Origin of the sequence: Longimicrobium sp., assembly GCA_036389795.1 — a bacterium.
GTDB lineage: Bacteria > Gemmatimonadota > Gemmatimonadetes > Longimicrobiales > Longimicrobiaceae > Longimicrobium.
This window is the reverse complement of record DASVWD010000021.1, coordinates 18026-36907: the sequence shown is the minus strand read 5'-3', so window position 1 is coordinate 36907 and position 18882 is coordinate 18026. Positions and strand designations below refer to the sequence as shown.

Genomic DNA, 18882 nt, shown 5'->3' with positions numbered 1-18882 from the left:
AAAAGCCCGCCTCCGCGGGCTCCCCCGGTGCGTCGTCGGGTTCCGCGTGCGCGGCAGGCCTCGCCGGTCTCCAGCAGGCGATATCCTGCGTCCACACGTTACGAGCGAAGCGAGGAGGTCCCTCCCCCAGGGGTTTGGGGGAGGGACAGGCGCGCAGCGCCAGGGAGAGGGCTGCCCGCGGCGGCGCGGAAGCCAGCCGATGCGCTCACGCACTTCCCCTCCTACAGCTCCAGCTCGTCGACGTAGCACCAGCCCCACGTCTCGCCCGGCTCGGCGGAGCGCATCACGGGGTGGCCGGTGGCGTGGAAGTGCGCGGTGGCGTGGCGGTTCGGCGACGAGTCGCAGCAGCCCACGTGGCCGCAGGTCATGCACAGGCGCAGCTGCACCCAGTCGTCGCCGCTGCGCAGGCACTCCTCGCAGCCGGGGGCGCTGGGGTGCACGGGATGCACCTGCTCGAGGTGGGCGCAGGCGGCCCCTCCGGCGGGCTGGAAGGTGACCAGCTGCTCGGGGTCGGGGCGCGTCCTCCCGTCGGCCCGCGGCGGGGGCGGCGCCGGGCTCAGCGTGCCGCCGGCGGGGCGGAACACGGGGGCGCTCCGGGCGAAGGCGTCGGCGGTGCCGGCCAGCGCCAGCTCCATCCCGGGGCGCAGCACCCGGTCGTCCGGCGGCGCCTCCTCCCACGCCCCGTCCTCGCGGACGCCGGTGAGCACCAGCCCCCAGCGCCCGAGCGCCAGCTCGCCCACGCGCCGCCCGGCCGCGGGGGAGCCCGCGCGCACGGCGACGGTGCGCGTGGCCAGGCAGTCGCCGTCCAGCGCGCACGGCGGCAGCCCGGGGGCCTCACCCGTGCGCAGCACCGCATAGCCGCCCCGGCGCGCGGCGGCCTCGTGCGCGTCGATCTCGCCGGGGTCCACCCGGTACTCGCGCAGCACGTCGCCGAAGAGCCGCACCACAGCCTCCAGCTCCTCGGCCACCACGGTGTCGGCGCCGGCCTCGCTGAGCGGCTCCACCTCGGCCAGGTAGCGGGTGCGCACCACGATGCGCATGGTGGGGTTCGTCATCCGCCCCACCGCGGCGATCCGGTACGCCATGGCCGGGTCGTCGTCGGCGATCACCATCACCTTGGCGCGCTCGATCCCCACCAGCTCCAGGGTGCGCTGCCGGGCCGAGTCGCCGCGCAGCACGGGGTAGCCCTCGGCCTCGGCCTCGCGCGCGCCGTCGGGGGAGAGGGTGGTGATGGCGAAGGGGACGCCCGACGCGCGCAGCACCCGCGCCAGCCGCCGCGCGGCCTGCCCGTAGCCCGCCACCACCACGTGGTTCTCCAGCCGGGGGAGGTGGCCGGCGCCGGCGGCCTCGGCCTCCTCCATGCGCCGGCCCTCGGCGGCGGCGGCGTGCGCCTGGAGCCGCCCGGCCAGGCGCGAGCCCAGCGCGGCCAGGTACGGGGTGGCCACCATCAGCAGCACGCTGGTGGCGATGAACGCCTGCAGCCCGGTCTCGCCCAGCCCCGCGGGGGTGAGCCCCGCCTCGCGCCCCGCGTTCGCCAGCACGAACGAGAACTCGCCGATCTGCGCCAGCACCAGCCCCGAGGCGGCGGCCACGGGGAGCGGGTACCGCAGGAGGCGCACGCTGGCGGAGGTGGTGAGCAGCTTGACCGCCAGCACCCCCGCCGCGGCGGCGCCCACCAGGGGGAGGTTGCGCGCCAGGAAGCCCAGGTCCAGCAGCATCCCCACCGAGACGAAGAAGGTGGCGCTGAAGAGGATCTGCAGCGGGAGGATCTCGCCCAGGGCGTGCTCGCTGAAGCGGCTCTCGCTCACCACCAGCCCGGCCAGGAAGGCGCCCAGCGACAGGCTGACCCCCGCCAGGGAGGTGAGCCAGGCGGTGCCGAAGCAGACGGCCATCACGGTGAGCAGGAAGAGCTCGGGGGCGCAGGTGCGCGCCACCACCTCCAGCAGCGGCGGCATCAGCCGGCGCGCCACCAGGAGCACCAGGGCGATGATGGCCGCCGCCTTGAGGAGCGCGAGCCCCACGTCGCCCGGGGAGCCGCCCCGGCCGGCCAAGACGGGCACCAGCAGCACCATGGGGATGATGGCCAGGTCCTGGAAGATGAGGAGCCCCAGCCCCACCTGGCCGTGCGGGGCGGCGGCCTCGCCGCGGTCGCCCAGCAGCTTGAGGACGATTGCCGTGGAGGAGAGCGCCACCAGGAAGCCGGTGAAGAGGGCGGCGCGCCAGTCCACTCCCAGCGCGGCGAGGAGCCCGGCCGTGGCGGCGGTGGCGAGCCCCACCTGCAGGGTGCCGCCGCCCAGGATCAGCCGGCGGATGCGGGCCAGCTTCTCGAAGCTGAACTCGATGCCGATGGTGAAGAGGAGCAGCACCACGCCGATCTCGGCGGCGGCGTCGACCATCTCGCGGTCGCGCACGATGCCCAGCCCGTGCGGCCCGATCACCACCCCCGCCAGGAGGAAGCCGACGATGGGGACCACCCCGGCGCGCGCGGCGGCGTAGGCGATCACCGCGGCGGCCACCATCAGGGCGGCGGCCTCGGCGAAGAAGGGGGGCGGGCCGGAAGGGGCGAGCGCGAGCATCGGCGGGTTGGGGGTCAGCGGCGGCGCAGCGGCCGGCCGACGCTCACGAAGGAGATCCCCTGCGCGCCGGTGGCGCCGATCATCACCGCCTCGATGACGGGCTCGGTGACGCGGCGGTCGGCGGTCCACTCCACCAGGAAGTTGGCGCCGGAGCCGCCGGCGGTGTCGCGCGGCTCCACCACGTACTCGGCCGTCGCCATGGGGCCCAGGCGCACGGGGCCGCGCAGATAGCTGCGCACCAGCCGGCCGGCGGTGTTGAAGTAGAGGACGGCGGTGACGGTGAGCGGGTACTCGGGGTCGGTGTTGCGCACGGAGAGCGTGGCCGCCAGGTCGATGGCGCGGCGCTGGTCGCGGAAGTAGATGCGCGGGTAGACGGGGACGTACACCACCTGCCGCACCACCGGGTGCGCGGAGTCCGCCGGGGAGGGCCCGGGGATCTCGGGGACCGCCGCCCCGGCCGCGGCGGTGTCGGCCCGCACGCCGCCCGCGCGCGCGCCACCCTCCCGCTCGCACGCGGCGAGGGAGGCGAGGGCGAGGAGCAGGGCGGCGGCCGGGACGACGCTGCGGTGCATGGCTCTGCGGTCGGGGGTCTCCTGCGGATTGTGCCGGAAGATTCGCGAATCGCGCGGCGGCGGGCAAGCGAAGCGAGGGATCTGCCTGGGGACGAGTGCCTGAAGACACCCGCTGGAACTACGGAAAGCCTCGCAAACCGCGCGAGGCTTCAACCACAAACGACGGCACCGCGTGAGGGATGCGCGCCCGGAGGGCCGGGACACGGGCGCGCCGTGGGGTTTGGCGCGACCGGGGCCCGGCGCGGTTGGGCACAGTCGTATCGTGCCCTACCGCGCGCGCAGCCCGGCCCCCGCAGGGGGACACGCCCAAACTGCAGTGCGAAGTGCGAAGGCGCCCGCCGGGAGAGCCCCCGGCGGGCGTTGCTTTGCGTCACCTATCGACCGACAGCCTGGCCCTACTGCCGCGGCGGGGCGGGGAGCTGGATGAGGGGGGTGGCGCCGCCGCTGACCTGCGGCATCTGGCCGTTCCACTTCTTCATCATCTCGTACTGCACCAGCGTGGGGGTCACGCTCTCGGAGAGCAGCCGGTTGGCCTCGGCCTGCGCCTGCGCCTCGGTGAGGATGGCGATGGCGCGGCCCCGCGCCTTGATGCTGTCGCCCTGCGCCTGGAAGGTGTTCTTCTGCAGCTCGTTCTGGGCGGTGAGCGCCTGCTGCTGCATGACGTTCTTGGCGTTGATGGCGTCCATCACCGACTGGGGCGCCCGGATCTCGTTGATGGTGAACTGCTTCACCATGAAGCCGTACTGCTGCAGCCGGTTCGAGAGCAGCGCCTGCGTCTGGCTCACCGTCTCGGCCTTCTTGGGGCCCAGGATGTCGGCGATGTTCTCGTTGCCCACCACCTCCTGCAGCGCCTGCCGGATCGCCTGCTTCACGTAGCCGTGCTGGATGGCCTCGATATCGGTGCGGAAGGTGGAGTAGAGCACCGGCGCGCGCGACGGATCGAGCTCGAAGGAGAGCGACACGTCCAGCGACACCGGCTGGCCCTCGCGGCTGTTGACGTTGATCTCGTCGTTGGGCTGCGAGCCCTCCGCCCCTCCACGCGTCAGGATCAGCGTCTGCATGTAGACCGGGTACTCCTCGATCCCCGTGGTCAGCGGGTTGCGGAAGTGCAGCCCCGGCCCCAGCGGCCTCCGGTCGACCCCGCCGCCCAGCTTGTGGATCACGATCCCCACGCTCCCCGGGTTGATGTAGACGAACATCGAGGGGATCAGGATCAGCAGCAGCACCGCGACGACCAGGAGCGGCACCTTCCCCGAGAGCGCGCGGAAGGGATTGCCGAGCTTCGGCCCGGTGCCGCCGCGCCTGGCGGTGGGGATCTGGATGGTTGACATGTGGATTTTGCGTCTTCCGGCGCGTTGGCGGTGGTGGTCGGGGCACGGCCGCCCGGCGGCTGCGCCCAGCGCGCCCCGGACTCGGCCGGGCGCGCGCGCGTCCATCTACGGGGATGGCGAGAGCGGGTTTCAGACGGGATCTCGTTGAGAGGCAAGAGCTTCTACACCGTGCTCCTCCCCGCGTGCCCAACTCCCGGTCCTTCACTTTCGCACTCACGCACTTTCGCACTCACGCACTCACGCACTTCCGTCTTCCCGCTTCGGCGCGATGCGGGCCGGCACCACGGCTCCCTTGCCGAAGCGGCTGCGCAGGCGGTCGGTGGCGAGGGAGAGGCGGCGGTCGCGCTCGCTCTCCACGCCGCCCTCCGCGTCGAAGAGCATCGGCTCGGCCTCGTCCTCGGCGCCCAGCCTGGAGACGCCCACCCCCAGCAGCCGGATGCCGCCCCGCCGCCTGCCGCGCAGCTGCCGCAGCAGGGCGCGCGCGACGGCGAAGATGGCGCGGTCGCTCTCCAGCGGCTCGGGCACGGTGCGGCTGGCGGAGCGGTCCTCGAAGTCGGCGTAGCGCAGCTTCACCGTCACCGTGCGCGCCTTGAGCCCCTCGGCCCGCAGCGATGCGCCCGTCTCGACCGCCAGCGCCAGCAGGCGAGTCTCGATCTCCTCCTCGTCGGCCAGGTCGCGCGCGAAGGTGCGCTCGTGCGAGATCGACTTCTGCGGCGCGCGCGCCGTGATCTCGGCCGAGCCCTCGCCGCGCACCAGGCGGTACAGCCAGCGCCCGCGCGAGTCGCCCACCCAGGAGACCAGCGTGGCCTCGTCGACGCCCAGCAGGTCGCTCACCTGCACGGCCCCGCGCCGCCGCAGCGCCTCGGCGAACGCCGGCCCCACGCCGGGGATGTCGGCCAGGGCGAAGCGCCGGATGAACGCCGCCTCCTCGCCGGGCTCGACCACGCAGACGCCGTACGGCTTGTTCACCGAGGCGGCCATCTTGGCCAGCGTGCGCTGCGTGGCGGCGCCGATGGAGAGCGAGATCCCGGTGCGCTCCAGCACCTCGGCCTGGATGCGGCGGCAGGTGTCGCCCAGCGGCTCGTGGCGGTACAGCTCCTCGGTGCCGGTGAGGTCCAGGTAGAACTCGTCCACGCTGGCCGCCTCGACCACCGGCGCGAACTCGTCGAGCACGGCGCGCACCTCGTGGTGCTTGCGGCTCACCATCTCCGAGGGGACGGGGACGATCATCGCCCGCGGGCAGAGGCGCACCGCCGTGGCCATCGGCATCCCCGCGTGCACGCCGTACTTGCGCGCCGCGTAACTGGCGCTGGTGACCACCCCGCGCGCGTCGGCGCGCCCGCCCACCAGCAGCAGGTCGGCCTTCCCCGCGCCCTCGGGGTCGGCCAGCATGGCGCAGCGCACGAAGTACGAGTCGCAGTCGGCCAGCAGGATGCGCCGGGGGCGCTCGGGTTGCGGCATCGGGGGGACGGATAGAGAGAGCGGACTGCTGGAAGATACGCCCGCCGCATGCTACGGCGGTACTGTCCCGCACCACCCCGCGAAGGAGCGCGGCAGCCATGCGAATCCATAACCATACAAAAGAGACAATGCAAGTAAAAAAACCTGTATGGAGAAAGGTCTAGACAAAATACGAACCGCCTTACCATAATATCTATGATCTCCTTCTGAATACGAGATTTTCTGAACGAGCTGCTGTCCGGATTTTCATACGTTCGCAGCCTACTCTCTGCATATGGTAGTTTCTAATCCAGACATATTAAGAGAAACTATCTGTTCGCGCCCGTCCAGTCGCTCCTCACCCGAACGGAGGCTCCGATGTTGAAACCTTGGTGGTTGGCCGTCCTGGCGACGTTTGTGTGGGCAGCCCCGGCCCTCTCGCAGGGACAGGGGCAAGGGCAAGGGCAGGGGCAGGGGCAGGGGCAGGGGCAGGGGCAGGGGCAGGGGGGCGGCGTGCACATCCAGGTGGATCCCGGCGAGCCAACGCCGCCGTACATCTGGTTCGCGCCCGCATCCCGCACCTTCTACGGAGCCACGCAGTCCGTCACGGTGCACTGGTGTGACGCCGAGCAGATCGCCAGCGGCAGCACCCGAATCTGGCTGAACGGCACCGCCGTCACCCACACGGCGAGTCTCGTCAACGATGGCAGTTGCAACGTCCACCGGGCGGCGACGGTCAACCTCACCTTCGGGCTGGGGATCAACTGGGTGAAGGCGCGTGCCTGCGAGACCACCACCGCATCGTGCGGAACCGACAGCACCACCTACGTCTACAGCACCACCGACGCCACTCCCCCCACCGCCGCAATCACCACCCCACAGGGGACGTACACCCAGAGCACGCTGAGCGCCGGGGTGAAGTGGTGCGACGACGGCACGCTGAACCTGGGGAGCCATCAAGTGCTGTGGAACGGGACAGCCGTCTTCACCAGCGACGCCTGGCAGACCGGCACCGACGCCTGCTGGTCGGCGGCCGGCTCCTCGGCCCTGCTGGAGATGCGCCCCGGGGCGAACACGCTGCAGGCCTCCATCCGCGACGCGGCGGGGAACCTGTCGAATGTGGCGACGGCGACCTTCACCTACGCCCCGCGCGTGGCGCTGGTGACCCCCAGCGGAGTGCGCCGGCCGGACCTCTGCGCCGTGGGGTGCTTCGACGCCACGCTGGGCTACGCCACCCCCGCATACGTGAGCCTGGACGTGCCCCGCGGCGCGATGCTCGTCTACTCCAGCGCGCACGCCGTCCCCCGCGGCTTCGTGCAGCTCGACCTGAACGAGAGCCTGGCGACCCCGCCCACCCGGGTGTCGCTGCGCCTGATCCGCACCGACGGGACGCCGCAGATGCTGATGGACGGCCGCGACGCCGTGTTCTACGACGGCGCGAACGGCGTCAGCCGGATCTCGGCGTGGTTCGACGCCTCCGCCATGCCGACCGGCACCTACCGCTACCGCGCGGACGTCACCCGCTTCTTCCCCGACGGCTCGACCCAGACGGACACCGTGGGGGTGCGGGTGGTGATCGTGAACGAGTCGGGGAGCCGCTTCGGAGCCGGATGGAGCCTGGCCGGCTACCCACGCGTGCACCTGCCGGCGGCGGGAGCGGCGGCCGACGGGGTAACGGTGAGCGAGGGCGACGGCACGGCCGGCTTCTTCGCCGCGCCCGCGTGCGGGGCGAGCGGGCCGTGCACCTACACATCCCCCCCGGGCGACTTCACCACGCTCACCCGCGACTACGCGGGCTTCTATCGGACCAGCGCGGGGGGCGACTCCGCCGTCTTCGACCTGAGCGGACGGCTCACCCGCGTGCGCGACCGCTTCGGCAACCAGACCGCCTACGCGTATTACGCGCCCGGGTGCGACCCCAACTACTGTGTGCCCGGCCAGCTGGGGATCATCTTGGACCCCGCGGGCAAATGGATCTCCTTCGCGTACTCGGCGGCCACCGGGCTGGTGGAGCGGATCAACCTGCTCGGCTCGAACGCGGTGAACCTGGCGTACGACGCCCAGCGGGACCTGGTGCGCATTGTAGACCCCGACGGTGTTACCGCGCTCACCGCCGCCTACAGCGGACACCGGCTGGTCGTCCACGCCGACCGCGCGCAGAACCGGAGCGATGTGGCCTACGACCGCTGGGGCACGATCGCGAGCGTCGTGGGGCCCGCGTTCCGGGCCCAAGGGAGCGCCGCCTGGCGCGACACCGTCCGCTTCCGTTCGCAGGAGGCGGCGGTGCTCCCGACTGGCGGGCAGGGGAGTTCGACCGACCCCGCCGACCGCGTGGACGCGGCGGCGGTGCGCGCGCTGGTGGTGGGCACCCGCGCCGATACCACGCGGCTGGCGCTGGACGGCTGGGGAGCGGCGACGGAGGTGCGCGCCCCCTTGGGATACACCAGTCGCAGCGCGCGCAACGCAGACGGACTGGTCACCAGCACCAGCGATCCGTTGGGCAACGGCGTCAGCTACACCTGGGACGGCCCGCGACTGACCACGGCCGTGCAGTCGCCGGGGTCGCGCACGGTGCGGTGGGAGTACAACGGCCCCGGCGGCCGAGTCAGCCGTGAGTTCGGCGACGTGGCGGAGACGAAGTACTTCTACGCCGGGGCCGATCGCCGGTACGTACTGGACAGCCTGCACGTAGCCGGGCGCGGGATGACGCGCTTCACTTACGACGGGCGCGGGCGCGGGCTCTCGCAGCGCGACTCGGCGGGCCACGTGGTGAGCACCGAGTACGACCCGGCGGGATGGCAGAACACCCTCCGCGTGACCACCGACGGGGGCCGCGCCACCACCTACGCCGGCTGGGACGCCTGGGGGCGCGCCACGCAGGTGACCACCCCCGACCTGCAGACTGCGCGGGTCGAGTTCGACGCGCTGGGACGCGTGATCCGGCAGACCGCTCCGGACGGCGGCGTGGTCCACTACCACTACGGTTCCGTCTTCGCGGACTCGCTCACCGACGCGCGCGGCGGTGTTTGGCGGTGGACCCGCAACCAGCTCGGCTGGGTGGAGACGGAGGTGCGCCCCGGCGACGTGACCGGGCGGCACCGCACCATTACGTACGACCGCTACGGGCGCGTGGCGTCCATCACCGACCGCCGGGGGCGCACCGTGGGGTTCGGCTACGACGCGCGCGACCGGCTGACCACGCGCACGGCGGACGGGACGACCACCTACTGGAGCTACAGCCCCGACCAGCCGGGCGTCGACGGGGCGCCCGCGTGGACGGTGGTGAGCAACCCAGAGTCGACCGACTCGCTCCATTACGATGCCGAGGGGCGCCTGGCGCGCGTCGTGGTGCTCCGCAACACCAGTCTGGGGCTGCGTCCCTACGAGATCCGCTACACCTACAACCTCCACGGCGGGCTGGACAGCCTGCTGTACCAGGCCAACGGGGTGTGGAAGCGCGCCCGCTACCACCAGGACCTGTCCACCGGGAACCTATCGTTCCTGAGGGACTTCGGCGGGCGCACCACCTACCTGTACTACAACGGCGAGGGGGCGCTACGGCAGATGAACCTGCCGAACGGCGAGGCGGCCACCTTCACCTACACCTCCAACCACCAGCTCACCCGCATCGGCTACTCCGGGAGCCTCAACGCGCCGGCCGGGCAGGAGTTCGCGTACGACGCGGCCAACCGCGTCGCGAGTCGCGGGAATGCGGCGGGCACCCGCTATCGCGACTACCTGTACGACTCCAATGGACGCCTGCTACAGGAGACCGACTACGAACGCTCGCTGCGCGACTCGCGCTGCTACGAGGACGCGAACTACGGGTGGGTGTGCCCAGACCGCTCCGACTACCCCGTGGTAGGGGGGCGGACCTACTCGTACGACTTGGGCGGCAACCCCACCGACCGCGGCGCGGCGGTCCAGCCCGGCAACCGGCTCACCGTCTACGACGGATGGACGCTGCAGTACGACGATGAGGGGAACCTGACGCGCAAGTACAAGGCGGGAGCGCAGGACGTGGGCTATGCCTGGAACGACCTGGGCCAGCTCGTGCAGGTGACGGTCAACGGGGCAGTAGCAGCCAGCTACGGCTACGACGGGCAGGGGCGGCGGGTGCGCAAGACGTACCCGGACGGGAGCACGGAGCGCTACATCTACGATGGCGACGACCTGCTGCTGCAGCTGGACGGCGCGGGCTCGCTGATGGCAGAGTACACGTACTGGCCTGGCATCGACCGGGTGCACGGCGTGATCGTGGGCGGGGCACAGTACTACTACGCCACCGATCCACAGGGCAGTGTGCTGGCGCTCTCCGACGTGTACGGAAACGTGGTCAACCGGTACCGCTACGGCTCGTTCGGCACCGCCGAGCTGACGAGCGAGACCGTGGCGAACCCATTGCGCTGGACGGGCCGCGAGTGGGACGCGCAGGCGGGCCTCTACTACGTGCGCGCCCGCTGGTACGACCCCGTGCTCCAGCGCTTCGTCAGCGAGGACCCGCTCGGGGTGGAGGGAGGGCAGAACCTGTTCGGCTACGCGGGCAACGACCCGGTGAACCGGAGCGACCCCACGGGGCTCATCTACTGCTGGACGGGGATCGGGCTGGGGCCCTATGGCGAGACGGAGTGGTTCTTCCACGAGAGCTGCCAGAACATCTACTCCACCTACACGGGGTGGCTGCGGATGAGGCAGATGGAGGAGCGGGCGCGCCAGTGCGACTTCTGGCGTTGCGGGGAGGGGCTGTTCTCGCTCGGAAATCGCGAGCTCGTCCCGCCCAACCGGCGCGAGCGCGATATGATTGAGGCGGAGTGGGGGAGGATCCGTGAGGACGTCCCGTTCTGCGCTCAGGCCAAGGCCAGCGCACGCACCATGATGAACCGGCAGCTCTTGGTGTGGCGCACCCCGTACTACGAACGGATGGAAGACGGGAAAGAGCACCTTATCGTGGGAGAAAATGTCTGGGACTACCAGCGCGGCGGACCGGTCATGTACATCTACACCGGACCCAGACGTCGCGTCGACGGCTCGATCGCGCATACGGTGGCGCATGAAGGGATCCACGGGCTGACCTATCCGCTGCGGCCCGGCAACCTGAACCCGTATTACCGGCACGCGGACATCGTTCCCGAGCTGAACATGGTCATGGACTCCGCCGCCGGGTTCTGCGCCAGCCGCCGGCCCCTGCCACGCTAGAGGAGGAAGGAACCCGTTGAGCTACGCATACCTTGCCGCCGTGCTCCTGCACCTGGCCGGAGCCGGACCCGCGGATACCACGGATCTCGACTCCGTGGAGGTGTACGCTGCGCTCGTGGCCGAACTGCGTGCCGCTCATCCGGGGCTCGCGATCGCGCTTGACGAGAGCCCGTACGAGCACTGCACGCCGCCGTTCTGCGACGAGGTCGTGGCCAGCGGGCGTTTTCCCGAGGTGGCGGACCTGCCGTCCCGGCACGCCGCCGGCCTGGTCGAGACACTCCGCCGGCGGGGACTGATCCAGGAGACCTGTCGCCGCGCCGCGGGCACGGTGGGGTGCGGCGTCCGGGGGGCGATGTACGTCGGGCTCGGCCCCATCCGGGACCGCCCCCCGGGGAGCGGTCCGCCGATCCCGCAAGGAGTGTGGGTGCAGGCGACCACAGTGGTCCCCTGCGGTCCCGGGTGTCATGCCGACGTTTACGGCGACTGGTACCGCCTGGAGGGGGGGGCCGGCGGCTGGAAGGTGGTCCAGATGCTGCCCGCCTTCGTGGTGTGAGGCCGCCCCACGTGGAGCACGGGACGCCCGCGGAGAACCGCGAGCGTCTTTTTGTCCGGAAACGCTCCCGCGGCCTGGCCCGATTGACCGCGCGACGACCGGCGGCTTACGATTGAAGGCGCTTCCGCCGTCCGTCCCCCGCCTCCCGCGCGCCGTGCCCACGCCGCTTCCGCTCGGACTGCTCGACATCGAGATCCTCACCGGCTACGGGCGGTACGAGGCGGGCACCGTGCTGGAGTTCCGCGACGACGGCGAGGCGTACCGCTTCCTGCGCGGGCTGCTCGACTCGCCCCGCCACGTGGAGGCCATGCGCGCCGCGCTCGCCACCACCTGGCCGGGGCGCGACTTCTCGCGCGCCGGCGCGGGCGAGCTGCTGGTGCTGCTGGCGCGCGAGGTGGGCGAGGGGCGGCTGAGGATCGCCGCGCGGCCGCCGCGGCGCGTGATGGACGTGCCCGTCCCCCGCAAACAGGCCGGCGCCGCCTCGCAGTCGCCCGCCCCGGCGCCGGCCTCGGAAGCGGAGGGAGAGCCCGCGCCGGCCGAAGCCGCGCCCGCGCAAGCCCAGGCCGAGGAGAGCACGGTCGACGCCGCCGCGCAGGCCGCCACGCTCCAGCAGGCGGCGCAGAACGGCACCCCCTTCTGCGAGGAGTGCGAGAAGGCCCGCAAGGCGCGGGAGGCCGCCGCCGCCGCGCCCGCGCCCGCCGCCGCCCCGGCCCCCGCCCCGGCGCCCCCGCCCCCCGCCCCGCCGCCGGCCGCACCCGAGCCGGTGGACCTGGCCGAAGCGGACCTCGACGCCGCCGCGCAGGCGCGAGTGCTGCACGAAGCCGCCGAGGAGGGCGCGCCGTTCTGCGAGGAGTGCGAGCGGGCCCGGCGCGAGCGGGAGCAGGCCGCCGCCGCGGGGGCGGGAGGGGGGGCATGATGGACGCGATGCAGGCCGAAGCGGTGCTCGACGAGCTGTGGCGCCCCGGCGAGCGCGGCGCGCGGGTGGACGTCTACGCCATCCTGGACGCCGCGCGCGACCGGCGCATCCACCCGTGGATCCGGCAGCGGGCGCTGGACTACACCTGCCTCTTCGCCGGGAAGCTGGCGCCCGAGCTGGCGGCCGCGGCGCCGTACCTGGTGCACCTGTACCGGCGCGAGCGCTTCACCCGCGAGCTGCTGGAGCTGGGGTGGGGCGGCAGCTGGGGGATCTTCGTGGCCGCGCCCGCCACCATGGAGGAGCTGCGGCTGCACTTCCGCCGCTTCCTGCGCGTCTCCGACCCGCGCGGCCGCAAGCTCCTCTTCCGCTACTACGACCCGCGCGTGCTGCGCGTGTACCTCCCCACCTGCACCGCCGAGGAGCTCGCCACCGTCTTCGGCCCCGTGGACCGCCTGTTCGCCGAGAGCGAGGACGGCGCCGCGCTGCTGGCCTACCGCCGGGCCGCGGGGCGGCTGGAGACGGAGCCCCTCCCCCTCGCCACACTCGCCGGAATCGCAGGGGACAGGGGATAGGGAACAGGGGACAGCCGGCACGAACCCCGTCATTACGGTCCGACCCTGCTTCCGCTCGTCACGAGCGCAGCGAGGAAGTCCCTCCCCCACGCCCTCCCCCACGTGGTTTGTGGGGAGGGACAGGCGCCTCAAGCGCCGAGGAGAGGGCCGCCGGGCAGAACGCACGAAACCCTCCCCCGCCTTGCGCAACGCCGTTTCCTTCCGGGAACATCCGTAGCCGCGCGACCGCGCGCCGAGCGCGATCAACTCGCTGGCGAGTAATGGCTTGTAGAACCCGAAACATTTTTCTTGACGGCGGGGGACTGCTACGCCATACTGTGTCACACTCAGGTCAGGCGGTCCTCGCAGGCGTGGCTCTCCTCCGGTTCCCCTCTTCGCCGGCTCGCGCGCTCTCGGTAGACCCCCAAGCCTTCTCCCCGACCCGGAACGCCTCCCCGGCGCCCCGGGCGGGCCGTCGCCGCTTCGGCAGTCCCGCTGGTTTTCGATGTTCGAGCTGAAAGTCCTCATCGAGAAGCTGAACCCCACCTGCCGCCGGGCGGTGGAGCGGGCCGCGGAGCTGTGCGTCCGGCAGACCAACTACAGCGTGGAGGTCGAGCACCTCCTCTCCACCCTCCTCGACACCCCCGACTCCGACGCCGCGCGCATCCTCGCGCACTACGGCGTCGACGTCTCCGGCACGCTGCGGGAGCTCACGGCGGCCATCGAGCGCCTCAAGCGCGGCAACGCCCGCACCCCCTCGTTCTCGCCCCACCTGCTGCACCTGCTGGAGCGCGCCTGGCTGGCCGGCTCGCTCCACCTGGGCGAGGGCGCCATCCGCTCCGGCGCCGTCGTCCTGGCGCTGCTGGACGACGACACCCTGCGGGGCATCCTCCTCGACGGCGCCCCCTCGCTCCTGCTGGGGATCCCGCGCGAGGGGCTGGGCGAGGCCGTGCGCGAGCTGGTGCGCGCCTTCGAGCGCGCCGAGGAGGCAGTCCCCTCCGCGCCACTGGCGGCACAGCCCGCCCCGCACGCGGCCGCATCGTCCCCGTCGGCGGCGTCCGTCCCGGCGGGGCCGTCGCCGCACCCGGCGCTGGACCGCTTCACGGTGGACCTCACCGCCGAGGCGCGCGCGGGCCGCATCGACCCGATCCGCGGGCGCGACGCTGAGATCCGGCAGGTGATCGACATCCTCATGCGCCGCCGGCAGAACAACCCGATCCTCACCGGCGAGGCGGGGGTGGGGAAGACGGCCGTGGTGGAGGGCTTCGCGCTGCGCATCGCCGAGGGGCGCGTGCCGCCGCCGCTCAGGGACGCCGTCGTGCGCACCCTCGACCTGGGCCTCCTGCAGGCGGGCGCGGGGATCAAGGGCGAGTTCGAGAACCGCGTGCGGCAGGTGATCGAGGAGGTGAAGGCGAGCCCGCGCCCGCTGGTGCTCTTCATCGACGAGGCGCACACCATGATCGGCGCCGGCGGGCCCGAGGGGCAGGGCGACGCGGCCAACCTGCTCAAGCCCGCCCTGGCCCGCGGCGAGCTGCGCACGATCGCGGCGACCACGTGGAGCGAGTACAAGAAGTACGTGGAGAAGGACCCCGCCCTCGCCCGCCGCTTCCAGGTGGTGCGCATCGAGGAGCCGGACCTGGAGAGCGCCGCCGAGATGCTGCGCGGCCTCGCTCCCCGGCTGGAGCGCCACCACGGCGTGCGCGTGCTGGACGAGGCGGTGCGCGAGGCCGTGCGCCTCTCGCACCGCTACATGCCCTCGCGCCGGCTGCCCGACAAGGCGATCAGCGTGCTCGACACGGCGTGCGCGCGGGTGGCCATCGCCCGGAGCGGCGTCCCCGTGCCGCTGGAAGACGTGGAGCGGCGCATCGGCCGCCTGGGGCTGGAGCTGGAGATCCTGCGCCGCGAGCAGGCCGCGGGCGCCGACCACGCGGCCCGCGCCGCCGAGCTCGAGGAGGCGCTGGAGCGCGCCGGGGCCGAGCGGCGCGACCTGGACGACCGCTGGCGCGCCGAGCGCGAGCGGGTGGAGGAGATCGACCGCCTGCGCGCCGAGGCCGAGGCGCTCCCCGCCGACGCGCCCGCCGCCGAGCGCGAGCGGCTGGGGCGCGAGCTGCGCGCGCTGGAGGCCGACCTGGAGGCGGTGCAGCGCGAGGAGCCGCTGGTGCCGTCCTGCGTCTCCCCGCGCGTGGTGGCCTCGGTGATCAGCGGGTGGACGGGGATCCCGCTGGGGAAGATCCTCAAGGACGAGGTGCGCGCCGTCCTCTCGCTGCGCTCGATGCTGGAGGACCGCATCGTGGGCCAGGCCGAGGCGCTGGAGACGATCGCGCGGCGCATCCGCACCTTCCGCGCGGCGCTGGACGACCCGGCCAAGCCCGTCGGCGTCTTCCTCCTCGTCGGCCCCAGCGGCGTCGGCAAGACGGAGACGGTGCTGGCGCTCGCCGACTACCTGTACGGCGGGGAGCGCAACCTGGTGGCCGTCAACATGAGCGAGTACCAGGAGGCGCACACCGTCAGCGGGCTGAAAGGGGCCCCGCCGGGCTACGTGGGCTACGGCACCGGCGGCGTGCTCACCGAGGCCGTGCGCCGCCGCCCGTACTCCGTGGTCCTGCTGGACGAGGTGGAGAAGGCGCACCCCGACGTGATGGAGCTGTTCTACCAGGTGTTCGACAAGGGGACGCTGGAGGACGGCGAGGGGGTGAGCGTCGACTTCCGCAACACCACGCTCTTCCTCACCTCGAACCTGGGCGCCGAGGCGATCGCCGGGGCGTGCGCGTACCGCCGCCCCCCGGTGGAGGACCTGGCCGAGCTGGTGCGGCCGGCGCTCCTGGCCCGCTTCCGCCCCGCGTTCCTGGGACGCCTGGTGATCGTGCCGTTCTATCCGCTGGGCGAGGGCGAGATCCGCGAGATCGTGGAGCTCAAGCTGGCCGAGGTGCAGCGGCGCTTCTGGGAGGCGCACCGCGCCGAGCTCACCTACGACGAAGAGGTGGCCCGCACCATCGCCGAGCGCTGCACCGAGGTGGAGAGCGGGGCCCGCAACGTGGACCACATCCTCTCGCACCACGTGCTCCCGGAGCTCTCCACGCTGGTGCTGGAGCGGATGACGCGCGGCGAGCCGGTGCGCGCCGTCCACCTGGCGCTCTCGCCCACGGGCGAGTTCGCCTTCCGCACGGCGGCGCAGGCGGCGGTCCCCGTCGCTGCGCTCTTCGGGTGAGGAGGCGGCCGTGACGCTCTCGCAGAACCGCTACCCCATCACCGTCAACACCCCGCTGGGGACCGACAAGCTGGTGGTGCGCCGCTTCCACGGCGAGGAGCGCGTCTCCGGGCTCTTCCGCTACTCGCTGGAGCTGGTCTCCGACGACAACGCGCTGGCCTTCGACTCGATCGTGGGCCAGGGGGTGACGGTCACCATCGACCTGGGCAACGGCTCGAGCCGCTACTTCCACGGGCTCTGCTCGCGCTTCGCGCAGAGCGGCACCACGCCGCGCGGCACCGTCTACTACGCCGACCTGCACCCCTGGCTCTGGGTGCTCACGCTCGCGCAGGACTGCCGCATCTGGCAGAACAAGACGGTCCCCGAGATCGCCAAGGCCATCTTCGGCGAGCTGGGCTTCAGCGACTTCAAGGACTCGCTGACGGGCACCTACGCGGCGCGCGAGTACTGCGTGCAGTACCGGGAGACGGCGTTCGACTTCGTCTCCCGCCTCTTCGAGGAGGAGGGGATCTTCTACTTCTTCGAGCACGCCGACGGGAAGCACACGCTGGTGCTGGCCGACGACGCCGGCGCGCACACCGCCTGCCCGGGGCCCGCCAAGGCGCGCTACCGCGTCACGACGACCGAGCAGGAGATGGACGACGTGGTGGCGCGCTGCTTCCTGGAGTCCACCGTCATCCCCAAGAAGTTCTCGCTGGACGACTACAACTTCGAGACGCCCTCCACCGACCTGGCCGTCACCCAGGCGGGGAGCAGCGGGACCACGGAGGTCTACGACTACCCCGGCAACTTCACGGAGACCAGCCCGGGCGAGACGCGCGCGAAGGTGCGCCTGGAGGCGGCCGAGGCGGCGCAGAAGACGCTGCGCGGCGAGGGGACGTTCCGGGGGTTCACGGCGGGGTTCAAGTTCACCCTCGACGGGCACGACCGCGCCGACGTCAACGGCGACTACGTGCTGCGCTCGCTCACCTTCTCCGCCGCGCAGGACGGCTACTCCAACTCCTTCGAGGCGATCCCGGCCGCCACCGTCTTCCGCCCCGCGCGGCTGACCCGGAAGCCGGTGATCCCGGGGACGCAGACGGCCAGGGTCGTCGGCAAGAGCGGCGAGGAGATCTGGACCGACCAGTACGGCCGGGTGAAGTGCCAGTTCCACTGGGACCGCAAGGGCACCGGCGACGAGAACTCGTCGTGCTGGATCCGCGTGGCCAGCTACTGGGCCGGCAAGGCGTGGGGCGCCATCCACGTCCCCCGCATCGGCCAGGAGGTGGTCGTCTCGTTCCTGGAGGGCGACCCCGACCGGCCGCTGGTGACCGGCAGCGTCTACAACGCCGAGCAGACGGTGCCGTACACGCTCCCCGGCGAGCAGACCAAGAGCACGCTCAAGAGCAACTCGTCCAAGGGCGGCGGCGCCTTCAACGAGATCCGCTTCGAGGACAAGAAGGACTCCGAGGAGATCTACGTCCGCGCGGCCAAGGACATGAACATCTCGGTGAAGAACCACCGGACCGCGACGATCGACGAGGGGAACGAGACGCTCACCGTCACCAAGGGGAAGCGCGAGACCACGGTCAGCGAGGGCGACAACCTCCTCACCGTCGCCAAGGGCAAGCGCACCGTCACCGTCTCCGAGGGCGACCAGCTGCTGACGGTGAGCAAGGGGAAGCGCACGGTGACGGTGTCGGAAGGGGACGAGACGCTGACGGTGAGCAAGGGGAAGCGCACGGTCACCGTCGGCCAGGGCGACGAGGCGCACAAGGTGGGCGGCAAGCGCACCGTGGAAGTGACGGGGGACGAGACGCACACCAACTCGGCCAAGTTCACCCACGAGACGGGCGGCGCCTACACGCTCAAGGTCACCGGCGACCTGGTGATCGAGGCCACCGGCTCGGTGACCATCAAGAGCGGGACGGCGCTCGACGTCAAGGCGGGGACGGCGCTCGGCCTGGAGGGCGCCACCGGCTTCGCCGCCAAGTCGAACGCCTCGATGGACCTGCAGGCGCAGGCCGCGCTCAGCGCCAAGGCCAACGCCTCCACCACGGTCGAGAGCAGCGGAATCATGACCGTGAAGGGCAGCCTGGTGAAGATCAACTGAACGCTCGGCTGAAATATTTCGTTGCAGCTCGAGGGTTCAGCTCCGCGTCCGAGTCGCGCGCGGCTGCACGCATGTAACGCCGCGTTGCAACAAAACGTGCCGGCCGCCCGGCCGCGGTCCGGCAGGAAGACGAGACGCCGCAACGGGTTGACCGCCCCGGCGCGAAAGGAATGGGGATTGCCCCTGGCCGGGCCGCCCGACGGGGCACCCCACATCGCCGAGAGCGAAGCGCTCGAAGCACCTGGCCGCAGCGATCGTCACCCATTGCCGCCGGGCCGCATCTCCCGACCGACGTCGTCCCGCAGGGTGGCAACCACCCGGGGGACCTGCTCCACCCGCTGCCGACCCCACCGCCGCGACCCGGCGGAACGCAGTCCGGTTTCCCACACGATGTCATCCCGAGGGGAGCGGTAGCGCCCGAGGGATATCTACTCGCCCCGGCTGGTG

The 18882-nt window shown here is 72.1% G+C and carries 10 protein-coding genes; 6 read left to right on the top strand and 4 right to left on the bottom strand.

What is annotated here, in order from left to right:
* Positions 1-221 precede the first annotated feature (221 nt).
* The 4 genes from VF746_02590 to VF746_02575 all read right to left on the bottom strand — a co-directional run bounded on the left by VF746_02590 (position 222) and on the right by VF746_02575 (position 5940).
* Positions 222-2576, bottom strand: a complete 2355-nt coding sequence (locus VF746_02590; GenBank protein HEX8691304.1) for a cation:proton antiporter — start codon at positions 2574-2576, stop codon at positions 222-224.
* A gap of 14 nt (positions 2577-2590) precedes the next feature.
* Positions 2591-3148 (bottom strand): DUF3124 domain-containing protein, encoded by a 558-nt coding sequence (locus tag VF746_02585; protein ID HEX8691303.1) that lies wholly within the window; start codon positions 3146-3148, stop codon positions 2591-2593.
* A gap of 395 nt (positions 3149-3543) precedes the next feature.
* The gene (locus VF746_02580) at positions 3544-4479 is read right to left on the bottom strand and encodes a prohibitin family protein (protein ID HEX8691302.1); all 936 of its coding nucleotides are present in this window, start codon (positions 4477-4479) and stop codon (positions 3544-3546) included.
* A gap of 237 nt (positions 4480-4716) precedes the next feature.
* On the bottom strand, positions 4717-5940 hold the full coding sequence (locus tag VF746_02575) for a DNA polymerase IV (GenBank protein HEX8691301.1): 1224 nt from the start codon (positions 5938-5940) through the stop codon (positions 4717-4719).
* A gap of 492 nt (positions 5941-6432) precedes the next feature.
* Between VF746_02575 and VF746_02570 the strand changes: the two genes are divergently transcribed.
* The 6 genes from VF746_02570 to tssI all read left to right on the top strand — a co-directional run bounded on the left by VF746_02570 (position 6433) and on the right by tssI (position 18435).
* The gene (locus VF746_02570; protein ID HEX8691300.1) at positions 6433-11115 is read left to right on the top strand and encodes an RHS repeat-associated core domain-containing protein; all 4683 of its coding nucleotides are present in this window, start codon (positions 6433-6435) and stop codon (positions 11113-11115) included.
* Positions 11116-11131: 16 nt separating this feature from the next.
* Positions 11132-11668, top strand: coding sequence for a hypothetical protein (locus VF746_02565; protein HEX8691299.1), 537 nt, complete (start codon positions 11132-11134; stop codon positions 11666-11668).
* Positions 11669-11780: 112 nt separating this feature from the next.
* Complete coding sequence (locus VF746_02560) at positions 11781-12584, top strand: hypothetical protein (GenBank protein HEX8691298.1); 804 nt, start codon at positions 11781-11783, stop codon at positions 12582-12584.
* Entirely contained in the window at positions 12581-13156 is a 576-nt protein-coding gene (locus VF746_02555; protein ID HEX8691297.1) for a DUF4123 domain-containing protein, read from the top strand. Before VF746_02560 ends, VF746_02555 begins: the two co-directional genes overlap by 4 nt.
* A gap of 484 nt (positions 13157-13640) precedes the next feature.
* Positions 13641-16343, top strand: a complete 2703-nt coding sequence (gene tssH / locus VF746_02550) for a type VI secretion system ATPase TssH (protein HEX8691296.1) — start codon at positions 13641-13643, stop codon at positions 16341-16343.
* 10 nt (positions 16344-16353) lie between these two features.
* Positions 16354-18435 carry a type VI secretion system tip protein TssI/VgrG gene (gene tssI / locus VF746_02545; protein HEX8691295.1) on the top strand — a complete coding sequence of 694 codons (2082 nt, stop codon included), beginning with the start codon at positions 16354-16356 and terminating at the stop codon, positions 18433-18435.
* The last annotated feature ends 447 nt before the right edge of the window (positions 18436-18882 follow it).